The following is a 14,637-nucleotide window of genomic DNA, read 5'->3' as shown; positions in this document are numbered from 1 at the left end:
CTCGCCGGCCCGCCCACCCGGCCCGCTCCGGCCCACCCTGGACCGTTCGACCGAGGGCCCTTCACCCGAGGGCGGTCGCGACCAACCCGGCGGCCTCCGCGACCAGTTCGCTGTCGGCGGCCGCGTCCTCGGTGAACCTGGTGGTGAGGACCGACAGGACGACCGGGGTGCCGTCCGGTGTCCAGGCCACTCCGACGTCGTTGGCGGTGCCGTAGCGGCCCGTGCCGGTCTTGTCGCCGACGGTCCAGTCGGCGGGCAGCCCGGCGCGGAACCGCTCCCCGCTCGTCGTGTTGCCGAGCAGCCACCGGGTGAGGCGGTCCCGGTCGGCGGGCGCCAGGGCGTGGCCGAGGACGAGCCGGGCGTTCGTGGCGCCGAGGGCGCGCGGCGTCGACGTGTCGGTGATCCGGTCCGGCTCGGCCGAGTTCAGGGCGGGCTCCCACCGGTCGAGGCGGGTGACGCGGTCGCCGGTCGAGCGGACGAAGCGGGTGACCGCCGCGGGGCCGCCGAGGAGGCGCAGCAGAAGGTTGGCCGCGGCGTTGTCGCTGTACTGCACGGCCGCGCCGCACAGTTCGGCGACGGTCATGCCGTGTGCCAGGTTCTCCGGCCTCCCGGTGACCGGCGCGTAGCCCGCGTGGTCGGTGTCGGCCCGGGTGTAGTGAACGCGGCGGGCCAGTACCTCCCCGTGCCGGTCCAGGTCGCGCAGCACGGCGGCGACGGCGAGCGTCTTGAACGTGGAGCACATGGGGAAGCGTTCGTCCGCGCGGTGGCGGACCGTGGCACCGGTGCGCACGTTGCGGGCGAAGACACCGAGCCGGGCGTCGTGGCGGCGCTCCAGGTCGAAGAGACGGCCCTCCGGACCGGAGCGGCGGAGGGGGGCGGCCGCAGCCGCACCGGCACGGGTACCGGTGCCGGTGCCGAGCACGGCGGCGGCGGTGAGGGCGGTGGACGCGGTCAGTAACGATCGGCGTGCGAACATGCCCACGGACCGTAGGACAGCGCGGACGACCGGCGCGTCCGACATGCCGGGTTCCGCCGCGACTGCGACGCTCGACACATGAGAGTGGCACTCGCACAGACCGACTGTGCACTGGGAGACGTCGACGCCAACCTGGAGACGGCCCGCGACCATCTGGCGCGCGCCGCCGACCAGGGCGCGGACCTGGTCGTCTTCCCCGAACTCAGCCTGAACGGCTACCACCTGGGCGCGCTGAGCTCGGACACGTCGATCGCCGCGAACGACCCTCGGCTGCTCGACCTGACCCGGCCCGAGGGACCCGACGCGCTGGTCGGCTTCCACGAGCACACGAGCCTGCGCGCGTACAACACGAGCGCGTACTACTCCGGCGGCTCGCTCCTGCACTCCCACCGCAAGCTCTACCTGCCGAACTACCTGGCCTGGGAGGAGCGCAAGCACGTCAGTCCGGGCCAGCACATGCGCGCGTACGACCTGCCCGGCGGGCACGGACGCGCGGCCACGCTCGTCTGCAACGACGCCTGGCAGCCGGTGCTGCCGTGGCTCGCGGTACAGGACGGCGCGGAGGTGGTGATCGTGCCGACGAACAGCGCGGCGACGCTCGACCCGCAGGCCATGGACACGGGCCTGTACTGGGACACGCTGCTCGCGTACACGGCGAAGATGCTCCAGTGCTGGGTGGTGTTCGTGAACCGGGTCGGCAACGAGCACGGCGCGTCCTTCTGGGGCGGCTCCCGCGTGGTGGACCCGCGCGGCACCGTGGTGGCGCAGGCCCCGAAGTGGGAGGCGGACCTGGTGACGGTCGACGTCGAGGTGTCCGAGGCACGACGCCAGCGCCGCGCGGTGCCGCTGGTCGCGGAGGCACGGCTCGGCCTGATCGACCGCGAGGTGCGACGTCTCATCGACGAGGGCGGCGACAGCTGACGCGCCACACCGGCCCTCGCCCGTCGAGCCCCATCGGTCCCATCGAGCCCCATCGAGCCCCGTCCGGCGAACGAGGAACGGGGTGGCGAGAGAGCCAGGGAGGCAGGGGCGAAGGGGCAGGGGGATCGGAGATAGGCGACAAGGAGACAGCGGGGACAAGAAGGCGTGGGGGGACAAGAAGGCAGGGCGGACAAGAAGGCGTGGGGAGGCAGACCCCCGAGCCGTCGACCGCGTACGAGCACGGGCGTTGTCAGTGCCGGATGTGACACTCGCAGATGTGACCGACCCGACCGCCCGCTGGGCCCTGGCCCCCACCGAGTCCGGCGGCGCCGACCTCGTGCCGCTGGGCGAGGACGGCCTGCCCGCCGGGCCGGTGGCGCACGAGCCGGACCTCGTGGCGGCCGTGCGCTCGCGGCCGGGCGTGGCCCGCTGGGTGTGGCGGGAGACGCACGCCGTGTACCCGCGGCTGCTCGCGGCCGGGGTCCGCGTCGAGCGGTGCTACGACGTCGAGGCCGCCGAGACGCTCCTGCTCGCCCATGAGGGGCGGCACGGCGAGCCGCGTTCCGCCGCGGCGGCCCTGGCCAGGCTGCGCGGCGACCGGGCGGTGCCGCCGGACCCGCCGCCCCGCACGGCCGCGCCGGTCGGCACGGCGACGGAGTCCCTGTTCGAGCCGAGCCCGCCCGTCGACGTGCCACTCGGCGACCTGGTGGCGGTCCACGCCGAGCAGCAGCGCAGACACCGCGCCGCCACCCACCCCGACCGGATGCGCCTGCTCACGGCGTCCGAGTCGGCGGGGATGCTGGTCGCCGCGGAGATGCATGCCGCCGGGCTGCCGTGGCGGGCGGACGTGCACCGCGCGGTGCTGCGTGACCTGCTCGGCGAGCGGTACGCGGGCGGGGGCGAGCCGCGCCGCCTGGCCGAGTTGAGGGACGAGGTGTCGGCGGCGTTCGGGCGGCCGGTCAGGCCCGACCTGCCGGCGGATGTGCTGAAGGCGTTCGCCCAGGCGGGCATCAAGGTCACCTCGACCCGCCGCTGGGAACTGGAGGGCCTGGACCACCCCGCGGTGCGCCCGCTGCTCGCGTACAAGAAGCTGTACCGGATCTACACCGCGCACGGCTGGTCCTGGCTTCAGGACTGGGTCAGGGACGGCCGTTTCCGACCCGAGTACCTGCCGGGCGGCACCGTCTCGGGCCGCTGGACGACCAACGGCGGGGGCGCCCTCCAGATCCCCAAGGTGATCCGCCGCGCCGTCGTCGCCGACCCGGGGTGGCGCCTCGTCGTGGCCGACGCCGACCAGATGGAACCGAGGGTGCTGGCCGCGATCTCCCGCGACCCGGCGTTCATGGAGGTCGCCGGCCGCACGTCCGACCTCTACCAGTCCGTCTCCGACAAGGCGTTCTCCGGCGACCGCGACCAGGCCAAGATCGCCGTCCTGGGCGCGATCTACGGCCAGACCTCGGGCGACGGCCTGAAGAACCTCGCCCTGCTGCGCCGCCGCTTCCCCAAGGCGGTGGCGTACGTCGACGAGGCGGCCCGCGCGGGCGAGGAGGGCCGCCTGGTCCGCACCTGGCTGGGCCGCACCTGCCCGCCGGCGGCCGGCACCACCGCCTTCCCCGAGGAAGCGGGCCTGCCCCAGGAGACCCCGCAACAGGGCCAGCGGCAGTCCACCGGCTCCCCGCACACCCGCGCCCGAGGCCGCTTCACCCGGAACTTCGTGGTGCAGGGCAGCGCCGCCGACTGGACCCTCCTCGTCCTGGCGGCCCTCCGCCGGAGCCTCACGGACATGGCGGCGGAACTCGTGTTCTTCCAGCACGACGAGGTGATCGTGCACTGCCCCGCGGCGGAGGCCGCCCAGGTGACCGAGGCCGTCCGCGCGGCCTCCGACCTGGCGGGCCGCCTGACGTTCGGCGACACACCGGTGCGGTTCCCGTTCACGACGGTGACGGTGGAGTGTTACGCGGAGGCGAAGTGAGACGAAGGACGAGGCAGGCGCTGAACGTCGATCACGCCCGAGGGCAAGGTGGCTTGTACGGGATGCTCAGCACGTACGTTCTCCAGTTCTTGCTCCCCAGCGCGCCGGCGCTGTTGGCGCAGACGCTGTGGATCGCGGTCTCGACGCGCAGGTCCCACACGGTGGCGACGCCGTCGTCGGTGGTCGCCGCCAGGGTGTGATTGTCCGGACTGAAGGCCAGCACGGAGACGGGTCCGGTGGCGACGGTCAGCGGTTCGCCGATCGCGGCCGGGTGATCGGGGTCCGTGACGTTCCACAGGGCGATGGTGCCCACGCTGGTGGGGCCCGCCGCGGCCAGAGTCCTGCCATCGGGGCTGAACGCGATCGACCAGAGACTGGCACCGGGCATGGCCAGGGGAGGGCCCCTGCGGGTGAGGTGATCGAGGTCGGTGCTGTTCCAGAGGATGATGGTGCCGTCGCTGTTTCCGGTGGCCAGGGTGCGGCCGTCCGGGCTGAACGCCACCCAGGTGCCGGTGCCGTTGGGTTGGGGGATCGGCCGGCCGACGCGCACGGGGATCTCGGTCGTGCTCCACAACCCGACCTCATGGGTGCTGCCCTCGCCGCCGACGGCCAGCGTGCGCCCGTCGCGGCTGAACGCGATGGACTCGACGGACCGCGTGTGATCCGTGTCGATGTCGCCCTTGAGCGTGGGGTTCGCGGGGTCACCGACATCCCAGACGACGATGCCCCGGGACTTCATGTAGTCGGCTCCGGCCGCGGCCAGCGTGTGGCCGTCGGGGCTGAACGCCAGGGAGAAGATCACCCCCTTCTGGTTGTTGAGCGGCCGTCCGAGGGGCATGGCACTGTCGGGGTCGGCCGTGTTCCAGAGGATGACGGTGCCGCCGCCGTCGCCTGCGGCCAGGATGTGCCCGTCGGGGCTGAACGCCACGGCGTCGACGGGTTGGGTGGGCCCGGTCAGCGGCGTGCCGATGGGCGTGGGATGGCCGGGGTCGACGGTGTTCCACAGGCTGACCGTGCCGTTCTGGTTCCCGGCGGCCAAGGTGTGGCCGTCCGGGCTGAACGCGACCGACGCGACATTGCCCCCGGCACCGATCAGCTGGGTCGGCGGCAGGTTCCACAGATCCACGTGGCCGTCGATGTTCCCTGCCGCCAGCGTACGGCTGTCGGGGCTGAACGCCACGGGAACGACCCCGTCGCCGGGGCCACGAAGGGGCCGGCCCAGCGAGGTGATGGCTCTGGCGTCGCTGACGTTCCACAGTCGTACGGTGTTGTCGGCGCTGCCGGCGGCCAGTATGTGACCGTCCGGGCTGAAGGCGACCGACATCACCGCCTGAGCGGATCCCGTCAGCGGCTTGCCCAGGGGGGCCGGGTGCTCCGGGTCGGTGAGCTTCCACAGGTGGACCCGGTTGTCGGTGGCTCCGACGGCGAGCGTATTCCCGTCACGGCTGAACGCGACCGAACTGACTCTGCTGCCGACTTTCACGGGGTGGCCTCGGTGCGTCGGCTTACGCGGGTCGGTGGTGTTCCACAGGGAGATGGCGCCGGAGCCGCCACCGGTGTCACGGAAGCAGGCGGCCGCGAGCGTGCGGCCGCCGGGACCGAATGCCAAGGACTGGAGGAAATACGGCGACGGGCAGGCGTCGTACGCGTCCCCGTCCGAGGCGGCGTCGGCGGGACGGGAGACGTTCCACAGGCTGACAAGGCCCGTGGCCCGCCCGGCGGCCAGTGTGCGGCCGTCCGGGCTGAAGGCCAGCGATTCGAAGGAACTGGTGAAGTCGTAGGGGTCCACGCCGGTGTTCGGTGGCCTGCCCAGACGGACCGGGTGGCTGGGGCTGGTCAGGTTCCACAGGTCGACGAAGCCGCCCGAGCCCTTGACGCCGATGTGATGGGCGTGGCCGCCGACAGCCAGCGTGCGCCCGTCCGGGCTGAAGGCGACGGAGAGGATCGAGTCGACAAAATCGCCTTCGGGAAGGGGCCGGCCCAGTTCGGCGGGGTGGCTGGGATCGGAGACGTCCCAGAGCCGGACGACGTTCTGGTTGACGTATCCGGCGGCGAGCGTGTTCCCGTCGGGGCTGTAGGCCACGGTGTAGGCCGGGCCCTTCGAGCCGGACAGCCGGATGTTCATCGGCGTGTTCTCGGTGGTGATCAGCCGGGACCTCGCTTGCGGGGACGGGTCCATGCGGTAAGCGGTCAGGGCGAGTTGGGCGGAGAGCGAGGGGTCGGTGGGCGCCAACCGCAAGGACGCCGAGGCGACGGCGGCATCGACGGCCTTGTCCCGGGCCGACACGGCTTGGTCCCGGGATTTCAGCGCACGGGCGTTCTGCACGAAAGCGACCACCGCGGCGACGGAGGCGATCACGGCGAGCACGGTGATCACTGCTACGGCCGACCGGCGGAGCCTTTGCCCGCGACGCTGATGGCGTCGGGCCGCGGCCAGGAACGCGCGGGCCACGGCGCTGAGTTCCAGCGTGTGCCGTTCGGCCCAGGCGTACGCGATCTCCAGGCGACTGCCGCGGTACAGCGCACCGGCTTCCCGGCCGGTGTGGTCCCAGGCCGCGGCCGCCTCCTCCAGATCCTGCCGCACCAGGTTGCCGTCCCGGTCCTGACCGATCCACTTCCGCAGGAGCGGCCAGGCACGGATCAGCACCTCGTGGGTGATGGTCACCGTGTCCTGATCGCGGGTCAGCAGGCGACCGCGGGTGAACTCGTCCACGACCGCTTTGGCCGACTCCGGATCCGGCGCTTGTCTCAGCAGATCCTCGTAACCGGCGCGGCGACGGGTGTCGTCGGCGTCGCGGCCCACGATGACGAGCCGTAGGAACACCCATCGCGCGATGGCGCGCCTGGGCGGCGGGAGCGCCTCGAAGAGCCGGTCCGCCGTGTTGGCAAGGGCACGCTGGATCCCGCCGGTGACCTTGTATCCGTCCACGGTCAGTCTGTGGCCGCTGCGTTGCTGCCAGGTCGCGCGCAGCGCGTGTGCCAGCAGCGGCAAGCGGCCGGCGGCTCCGGCCCCCTCCAGGCCCCCGACCAGCCCGAGGTCGGCCAGCAACAACTCGACCAGGCCGTCATCGACCTCAAGTTCCACGTCCTCGGCGGGAAGGCAGATCGCTTCCTTGAGTTCACTCTCGGTCATCGGGCCCAGCACGACCGGTCCGGCCTGCAACGCCGCCCGAAGCTGCGGGTAGAACGTGCACGCGGAGTAGAAGTCCGCACGCAGGCTCAGCACCACCGCCGCACCACCGGAAGACTTGGCCAGGCGGTCGAGTACGTCGACGAACCACTCCCGCTCGGCCTCATCGGCGCACGCCGTGAAGGTCTCCTCGAACTGGTCGACCACCACGATCAGGCCGGCCTCCCGGCTCTCCCCGGCCTCCGCCGCGACCCCGGTGTCGGCCCCGGCTCCGGCCCGGACCCCGGCTCCCGCTCCGGCCCCGGCGGCGGCTCCCGCTCCGGCGGCGGCTCCGGCTCCCGCTCCCGCTTCCGCTCCGGCGGTCAGCTCTCGTAGGTCCGCCACGCACCGTGCGGGGTCGGACCGCCAGGACTCGGCGCGCGACCGGGCGTCGTCGGCGTCGAGCCCGGCGGCGGCGGCGAGCGCCAGGGCCGGGGACGCCGTCGGGGTCAGCGTCAGCCACGGCCAACGACTCGATCCCGCCACCGGCAGTCGGCCGTCGCCCAGGGCGGGCAGCACACCGGCCGCGAGGAGCGAGGACTTCCCGGCCCCTGACGGACCGATCAGCATCAGTGGGCCGCCCTCCAGCATCCGGGCGTCCAGCCGCTCCAGGACCGTGTGGATCGTCTGGTCCCGGCCGTAGAACCAGTCCTTCTGCTCCGCCCGGAACGGCATCAGCCCTGGATACGGACACTCCATCGCCCGAGCATCCGCGCTGGGCCGGGTGCGGCGCGGCCCGTCGGGCTTGCGGATGACGGTCAGGTCCCGGGCGGCCATGAAGACGCTGCCGCCGTCGGTCGCGGAACCCTCCATGTTCAGCGGCCGCCAGGGCGGCGGTCCGCTCGCCCCCGCGGCGTCGTCCTCTTCGCTCACCGCGCCTCGCCCTTGGTGATGGTCATGTCCCTGCCCGCCAGATAGGCGTCGCCACCACCGGAGACCCGCGCCTCAAGGGTCAGAGCCCCGGTCCGCTGACCTGCCGCTCCCGCGTCGCGGCCCACGTCGACGAGCAGCGCGCGGAGTTCGTCGGCCACCTCCGGGCGCCCGGCGATCAGCCGGTCAAGGCGCGCCTGCCACTCCGTGACCAGCAGCCCCTGGAGTTCCGCGAGTTCACCGCCCTGCGCGGCCCGCGCCAACTCGTCACGTGCTTCCGCGAGTTCGACCTCCACGCGCTCAGGATGCGCATGCCGCCACAGCGACAGGACCGAGGCCTTGACCGCGGCCCAGCCGTCCGTGGCCAGCAGGTCGATCAGACGCCCGGCGGCGGCCGAAGCCAGCCCCCCGGCCATGCCCGAAGCCGTATCCATGCCTTCCCTCCTCTGGCCGACTACTGCCCGTGGGCCGAGATCGCGGTCAACGTGCGATGCGAGGCGATGAACACGCGGTCACCACCGACGGTCCACTTGAACCCGACATCCGGCTGCCCCGGGTCGTTGTACTTCCACCGGGCCCTGCCCGTGGCCGCGTCGATGGCCCACAGGTTCTTGGCCACGTCTGTGGCGAACACGGTGTCGACCGTGCACCGCGCGCTCATTCCACTCATCTGCAAGGACGCCTTGAACATGTTGGACGTCCCGTCGTCGCCTGCCCCCGTGAGCGTCGCCACCCACCTGAGCGACCCGTCGGTGGAGCGGAGAGCGGCGAGATCGCTGCCCACCGGGACGTAGACCGTCTCGCCGTCCGGGCTCGCAAAGGGGGTGCCGAGCTGGATGTGGTCTCCGCTCTTGGAGTCGAAGTGCTGATGCCACTTCACCGAGCCGGTCGCCGCCTCGACGGCGAAGAGCGTGTCGCCGGTGCCTCCGGCGAAGACGAACATTCCGGCGGCGTAGCACGTCATCGGCCAGCCGGGCTGGGTCAGGTACTGGGCGTTCGGAATAGATCTCTTCCAGCCGCGGGCGCCGCGCCTGCCCGCGTCGATCATCTGGACCCGGCCGGGCTTGCCTTTCGTCGCGCTCGACGCCGCGAGCAGGTACGAACCCGACGGCGGCACCAACACGTTGTCGATGTCCTTGCCTTCGACCCTCCACAGCCCCTTACCGGTCGCACCGTCGAACGCGCGGATGTAACCGGTCGGACGCGACGTGATCGAGGACGAACCGGTGTTCACCTCCCCGCACACGTACACGGTGCGACCGTGCACCGCCACGGAGGACGCCGAGTACATCCGAGTGTGGGCACCGCCGCCGGAGCCGAAGAGGGCCATGGAGGTCGCCCACTTCACATGCCCGGTGGTTTCGTCGACGGCGACGACCATGTTGGGTGCCTTGGGCGCATCGCCCAGGTAGTAGAACACCCCGTCCGCGTACGCCGTCGGCGACCTCCTGGCGTCCGACCCGAGCATGTCCGTGGTGTTGAGCGCGGGGAGCGCGCGCTTGCCCGTCGAGGCGTTCAAGAAGGCCGTGGACTTCTCCGTGACGACCATGACCACCTTGCCGGAGGCTTCCACGGCCGTCGGGGCGCTGCTCCCGGTGGCCGTCCATGCCTTGGTCGCGTCCGGTCCGTCCAGGGGGATCTGGGTCGGCCCGCCGGTCGGTGACGGCGCGGGAGACGCGCCCGACGGCGAGGCCGACCGCGCGGGTGGTGCGGCTGCCCCGGCCCGGTCCTCGCGCTTCGGTGCCGGACGCCGAGAGGAGAAGACCACGGCCGCGGCCACGCCACCCGCCGCGAGCGCGCCTCCCGTCAGGCCCAGGAGCAGCTTCCGGCGGCCGAGACCGCCGCCGAGGCCGAGACCGCCGCCGACCGCTCCCGACCCGGTCGCGCTCGACGGCGTCGCCGCGGCGAGCGCCTCGATGTCGGCGGTGAGCGCCGAGGGCAGCCAGTCCCCCGTGGGCATGGGCAGAGCCTGGCGGTCGAGGTAGTCGACGAGTTGTTCCGCGGTGGGCCGTGTCGAGGGCTCCGGGTACAGACAGCCACCGATCACTTCGCGCAGCGACGATGGCAGCGCGCTGGTCATCGTTTCCAGCGCGGCCAAACGAGTCCGGACGTCCTCGGACGCGCCTTCCCACCTCGGCTCACTGCCCGAAGCCGCGAACAGTACGGTCGACCCCAGGCCGAACATGTCGTCCATCGGTGACGCGGCGTCCTCCGTGATCCCGGTGGTGCCGAACACGGACACGTAAGGTCCGCCGACCGTCAGTAGCACCGCGTCCGGCCCTACGTCGCCGTGGGTCAGCCCGGCCGCGTGTATCCGGGCCATCGCCCCCGCGAGGCCGGCGGCGAGTCGCCGCAGCGACGGCTCCGGCAGTCCGCCGTACCGCTCCACGGACCGCCGAAGCGACAGCCCCTGAACGAACGCGGTCGCCGACCAGGGAGACGGTGCGTCCGGGTCGACGTCCACCAGGGGCATGACGGCCTCCCCGGACACCGTCCGGGCAGTCTCGGCACGGGCTCGGAACCGCTCCCGGAACCCCGGCGCCGCGGCCACCTCGGGCGGTACCACCGTGACCGCCACGACCCGCCCGTCGGCCGAGCGCCCCGCGAAGACCTCTCCCGCGCCGGCCATTCCCACTCTTGCGATCAGGGAGTACGGCCCGATCCGGCGAGGATCACCCGCTTCGAGATTCTCCAACGCCCCCACCCCTAAGCCAGTCTGATCGTCTGATCGCCTGCCGCCTGGTACGCGCTTCCCCCGCCGGACACCCGGGCCGTCATCGTCACCGTCGGTCCGGCGGCAGGCCCGACGGCCGCTGCGGGCTGCTCAGGCCCTCGCCCGATGTCCGGCACGAGGTCCGCCAGAGTGGCGCACAGCCGGTCGAGCTCGTCGGCCAGATGAGTCTCGGCAACGCGGAGAAACTGCAGTCGCGCGAGCTCCGCGATCTCGTACGGCAGCTCCGACTCCCCGGGAAGCATCGTCGCGTCGCCCAACAGGACGGGGACAACGCGGTTTCCCGCCTTCAGGGCCGTCCCGATCTCCACGCGGACCCAGTCGTGTGCCCGGTCGATGAGGCGCGTCCCATCGTCGTCACGAGCGTCGAGCCACGCCGGACCGATGAGCACGAGCATGACCTCACACTCGGCGGCCTGCCGCCGAAGGATCTCGGCGAAGTCGGCCCCCGCGGGGATCGATCTGCCCGACTTGAAGACCTCGCCGACCCCGAACCGGCCGGTCAAGGCTTGGTGGACACGGTCTCGCATCCACCGCGAGTCCGCTTTGCGGAAGCTCAGAAAGACACGCGGCATGATCGCCCCTCACCCAGACCACTCAGCCGGAAGTTCGCACGTAACGTACCTTCCCCACACGGGATTTGACGCATATTCAGACAGAACTGAATAGCTCTCGGGACGCCTTCGCTACATTGCCTCTCACTCGCGCCGTTCCCTACGCTGGCCCGTATGGGCGACTTCGGCGTGGAACTCGCGAGGCTCCGGGCACGACGGGGCTGGACCGTGCGCGAACTCGCGCGGCACGCGAGCGTCTCCGAGGGGCAGATCTGCAACCTGGAGAGCGGGCGCCGCAACCCGACGTCCGCTGTGGCCGCGGCATGCGACGCGGCGACCGGCGCCGGCGGCGCGCTGATCGCACTCGCCGAGAAGGCGCGCCGCGGCACCCTCCCCGGCAGCCCGGTCGAGGTCGACTCGCTCATCGCCGGGTACGGACGGATCCTGGAGGAGCTCAAGGACATCGGCAGATCCACCGGCCCCCGCTTCGTCGACGCCTCGCTGCGATCCGTCACGCGCGTCCTGACCGACGCCACGTCCCATGCCGAAGGCGGCCGCCGCGACGACATCTGGCTGATGGCGGCGAAATTCGCCGAGTACACGGGCTGGATGGCGCAGGAGACCGGGAACTTCGCCGAAGCGCTGCGCTGGACCGATCTCGCCGTGCGATGGGGCACGAAGGGCGGTGACGAAGCAATAGCCGCTTACGCTCTCGTCCGCAGAGCCTCCATCGCCGAACACCGAGGCGACACCACCGCCGCGATCAGCCTGGCCGACCGGGCCGAAGGCCATCCCGCCGCCACCCCACTGATCCGCGCCCACGCCGCACGGCGCGAGGCCCAGGGTTATGCGGCCATCGGCGACCGGGGGGCCTGCCACGCGGCCCTGGAGCGTTCGCAGGACCACGCCCATCACGACGACCGACGCGGAGCCCGCTGGGGCCCACGCATCGAGAACGCGAACCCGCGCCTCATCGAAGCGTCGTGCCTGATCAGCCTCCGTCGTTTCGAGCAGGCCGCCGACCTCTTCGCCGTCGAGCTGGAGCGCCACCCCGCACGCCCGAACGACCGAAACTCCCGCACCCGCTTCACGATCCGGCAGGCGATCGCCATGGCCGGCGTCGACCACCTCGATCAGGCGTGTCACGCCATCGAGGCTCTCCTGCCCACGATCCGGAACCTGGACTCCGCCACCATCCGGGCGGAGTTGAGCCGCTTCGTGGACCAGGCGCGGACCCACCCCGCCACACAGGGCCAGCGGCACCTCATCGAATCCGCGGCGGTCGCGGCGGCCGCACAGGCGCCCCCACGCGCCGGCCGCTGAGCATGCCCAGGGCCGAGGGCCTGGGGCCTGGGGGGCGGAGCGGGGGGGGGCGGGGGACGGGGCGGTGACGCTTCAACCCGCTCATCGAACCGCTCGCCGATCCGGCGGACCTCCAGCGCAGCACGCAACGACCGTGCTGCACCGCCAAGTTGTCACTGGCGCCCAAGGCAGTCGTCAGGGCATGCTAGGAGTACGCGGCACCGTCCGGCGCCGCTCCGGCCCGTCATGGGATCTGACCGTAGGGGGTGGTGGACATGGCTGCGATCGCTCAGCGCATGCGCGCCTACTCCGGCGACGAGACCGGCTGAGGTCGGCCGGGTACAGTCGCGGACCCACCTCTGCGCGGACGAAGGCGCAGTCCGAACTTCTCAGTTTCGCCGCACCGCCGCACCTGCGACGGCAGCACTTCTCCGTTGGCTACCCGGCCCCCGCACGTCGTCCTGTCAACACCGGCCTGCCACCGGGAGAATCCCATGAACACCATCGTCGCGCGGCTCGCCACCGGAGCCCCACAGATCCTGCTCGCGATCGTCGTCGTGCTCGCCGTCACGTTCCTCCTCGCACTCGCCATCGCGGTACGAGGAACCGAACCCCGCGAACGCGCCGCGGTCCTGAGGGCGTTCGCGCAGGTCCTGCCCGCACGTCGTAGATGTCGTAGATAGAGAGCGCCCCTGGGGACGCGGGATGAACATGTCCCGGCCTCGGCGCCTGACGCGAGCAGCAGATCAGCGGCCGGTGGGGCCTGCCCAGAGCCGACGGAGGGTACGCGTCACTACGCGCCGCCACTTCACAGCGACTCCGGCGCCACCTGCGCGCCCCAAGAGGCCCAGCTTACCGACGCCGTCCACGTAGGAGCCGTTCGCATCGTGGACGGCGCCGGCAAGGCGCGTGTCGTAGTGCGGGAAGTCCTCGAACCGTCGGCGGACGGCTGATGGCAAGCTTCCCGTCCCCTCGAACGGTGCCGGGCACAAGCGAGCCGACATGTGCCCGGCAACGACGACCGGCGCCAGACCCTCGCCCGGGACGCCGTCTACCGGCTGGGCACCACCACACAGACGCTCGAGAAAGTGCTCGCACCGAAGCTGGCCCAGCTCGACACCCACTACGGCGCCCGGCCGAGAAAGCGCTCCCTGGTGCCGGGCGAACGCCTGCCCCTCGGCTGGCGCGAGTCGCCCGCAGCCCCTGTGCTCGCCGTGGACCGCTACACGGTGCTGCTGTGGCCCGGCCTCCAGTACCGGTACGAGCGCTGGACGGGGCTCGTCGACACCCTGCGCGAGCAGCTGACCGCGGCGACCGTCTGCGACCTGGGCGGGCGCCCGCCCGGCCCGCTGCTGGGCAAACTGCCACGCGAGGCACATGCCCTGCTGGTCCGCCCCGACGGCCACCTCGACGCGCTCGTCCCGCTGGACGACCGCGCTCCCACCGCCGCCGTCCGCGCGGTCGGCCAGGCGCTCGCGCGGCATGTACTGCCGCACGCCACCGCCCCACAACTCGCCGGCCAGAAGGCCTGACGCCCTGTTCCCGACACAACCCGAAGGAGCCCGCCATGAGCACCACCCCCCGCGTCACCCTCACCGAAGTCGTCGACATGACTCCCGATCAGCTCGCGGTGTACGAGAAGTTCCAGTCCAACCTGACCCGCGCGCTGCTGCTCACCAAGAACTCCGCCGCCGCCCACCTCGCGCTCGGCGGCACCTTCACGGTCGGCCTGCTGAGCCTGCTGGACCGCGAGGTGGTCGTGCTGCGCGTGGCCAGGCTGCGCGACAGCGAGTTCGAGCGCCTGCTGCACTACCCGCTCGCGAAGAAGGCCGGCCTGGAGGACACCGAGATCAAGGCGATCGAGGAGGGCCTCTACGACCAGCTCCCGCCCGCCCGCGCCGCCCTGGTCCGCTATGTCACCGACTGCATGGTCGACCACAGGGCGAGTGAGGAGGCCTTCTTCGCGCTGCGGGAGCACTACTCGCAGAACGAGATCGCCGAGATCACACATCTCGCGGGGCACAGCGCCATGACCGCCATGTACCTGGCCAGCCTGGACATCCCGCTCGACGAGGGCATCGCGTCCTGGGGCCGGCTGACCGAGGTGCAGGACGAGGTCAAGAGCTGATCCCGGCCGCCCGC

11 protein-coding genes are annotated in these 14,637 nt (G+C 72.0%); 6 read left to right on the top strand and 5 right to left on the bottom strand.

Annotated elements, in window-relative coordinates; genetic code table 11:
* Window positions 1-61 precede the first annotated feature (61 nt).
* On the bottom strand, window positions 62-976 hold the full coding sequence (bla, locus tag OFY01_RS19675; protein ID WP_266601700.1) for a class A beta-lactamase: 915 nt from the start codon (window positions 974-976) through the stop codon (window positions 62-64).
* A 78-nt stretch (window positions 977-1,054) separates the two neighbouring features.
* Between bla and OFY01_RS19670 the strand changes: the two genes are divergently transcribed.
* Window positions 1,055-1,897 (top strand): nitrilase-related carbon-nitrogen hydrolase, encoded by an 843-nt coding sequence (locus OFY01_RS19670; RefSeq protein WP_266601698.1) that lies wholly within the window; start codon window positions 1,055-1,057, stop codon window positions 1,895-1,897.
* Window positions 1,898-2,174: 277 nt separating this feature from the next.
* Window positions 2,175-3,869 carry a bifunctional 3'-5' exonuclease/DNA polymerase gene (locus OFY01_RS19665; protein ID WP_266601696.1) on the top strand — a complete coding sequence of 565 codons (1,695 nt, stop codon included), beginning with the start codon at window positions 2,175-2,177 and terminating at the stop codon, window positions 3,867-3,869.
* Window positions 3,870-3,900: 31 nt separating this feature from the next.
* On the opposite strand, the gene OFY01_RS19660 is transcribed toward OFY01_RS19665, so the two are convergent.
* The 4 genes from OFY01_RS19660 to OFY01_RS19645 form a co-directional block, all read right to left on the bottom strand.
* Window positions 3,901-7,911, bottom strand: coding sequence for an nSTAND1 domain-containing NTPase (locus OFY01_RS19660; protein ID WP_266601694.1), 4,011 nt, complete (start codon window positions 7,909-7,911; stop codon window positions 3,901-3,903).
* On the bottom strand, window positions 7,908-8,342 hold the full coding sequence (locus OFY01_RS19655) for a hypothetical protein (protein WP_266601692.1): 435 nt from the start codon (window positions 8,340-8,342) through the stop codon (window positions 7,908-7,910). The genes OFY01_RS19660 and OFY01_RS19655 overlap by 4 nt, the downstream gene beginning before the upstream one ends.
* A gap of 20 nt (window positions 8,343-8,362) precedes the next feature.
* Entirely contained in the window at window positions 8,363-10,537 is a 2,175-nt protein-coding gene (locus OFY01_RS19650; protein WP_266601690.1) for an outer membrane protein assembly factor BamB family protein, read from the bottom strand.
* Window positions 10,538-10,614: 77 nt separating this feature from the next.
* Window positions 10,615-11,214, bottom strand: a complete 600-nt coding sequence (locus tag OFY01_RS19645) for a toll/interleukin-1 receptor domain-containing protein (protein WP_266601688.1) — start codon at window positions 11,212-11,214, stop codon at window positions 10,615-10,617.
* A gap of 153 nt (window positions 11,215-11,367) precedes the next feature.
* Between OFY01_RS19645 and OFY01_RS19640 the strand changes: the two genes are divergently transcribed.
* The 4 genes from OFY01_RS19640 (at window position 11,368) to OFY01_RS19625 (ending at window position 14,623) form a co-directional block, all read left to right on the top strand.
* Window positions 11,368-12,516 carry a helix-turn-helix domain-containing protein gene (locus tag OFY01_RS19640; RefSeq protein ID WP_266601686.1) on the top strand — a complete coding sequence of 383 codons (1,149 nt, stop codon included), beginning with the start codon at window positions 11,368-11,370 and terminating at the stop codon, window positions 12,514-12,516.
* Window positions 12,517-12,989: 473 nt separating this feature from the next.
* A complete protein-coding gene (locus OFY01_RS19635) occupies window positions 12,990-13,178 on the top strand; it encodes a hypothetical protein (RefSeq protein ID WP_266601684.1) in 189 nt (62 codons plus the stop codon).
* Between the two features lie 321 nt (window positions 13,179-13,499).
* Window positions 13,500-14,027 (top strand): hypothetical protein, encoded by a 528-nt coding sequence (locus OFY01_RS19630; protein WP_266601682.1) that lies wholly within the window; start codon window positions 13,500-13,502, stop codon window positions 14,025-14,027.
* A 35-nt stretch (window positions 14,028-14,062) separates the two neighbouring features.
* Window positions 14,063-14,623, top strand: a complete 561-nt coding sequence (locus OFY01_RS19625) for a carboxymuconolactone decarboxylase family protein (RefSeq protein ID WP_266601680.1) — start codon at window positions 14,063-14,065, stop codon at window positions 14,621-14,623.
* Window positions 14,624-14,637 lie beyond the last annotated feature (14 nt).

Source organism: Streptomyces beihaiensis, from assembly GCF_026274175.1.
Taxonomy (GTDB): Bacteria; Actinomycetota; Actinomycetes; order Streptomycetales; family Streptomycetaceae; genus Streptomyces; species Streptomyces beihaiensis.
This window is presented reverse-complemented; position numbering and strand designations above follow the sequence as displayed.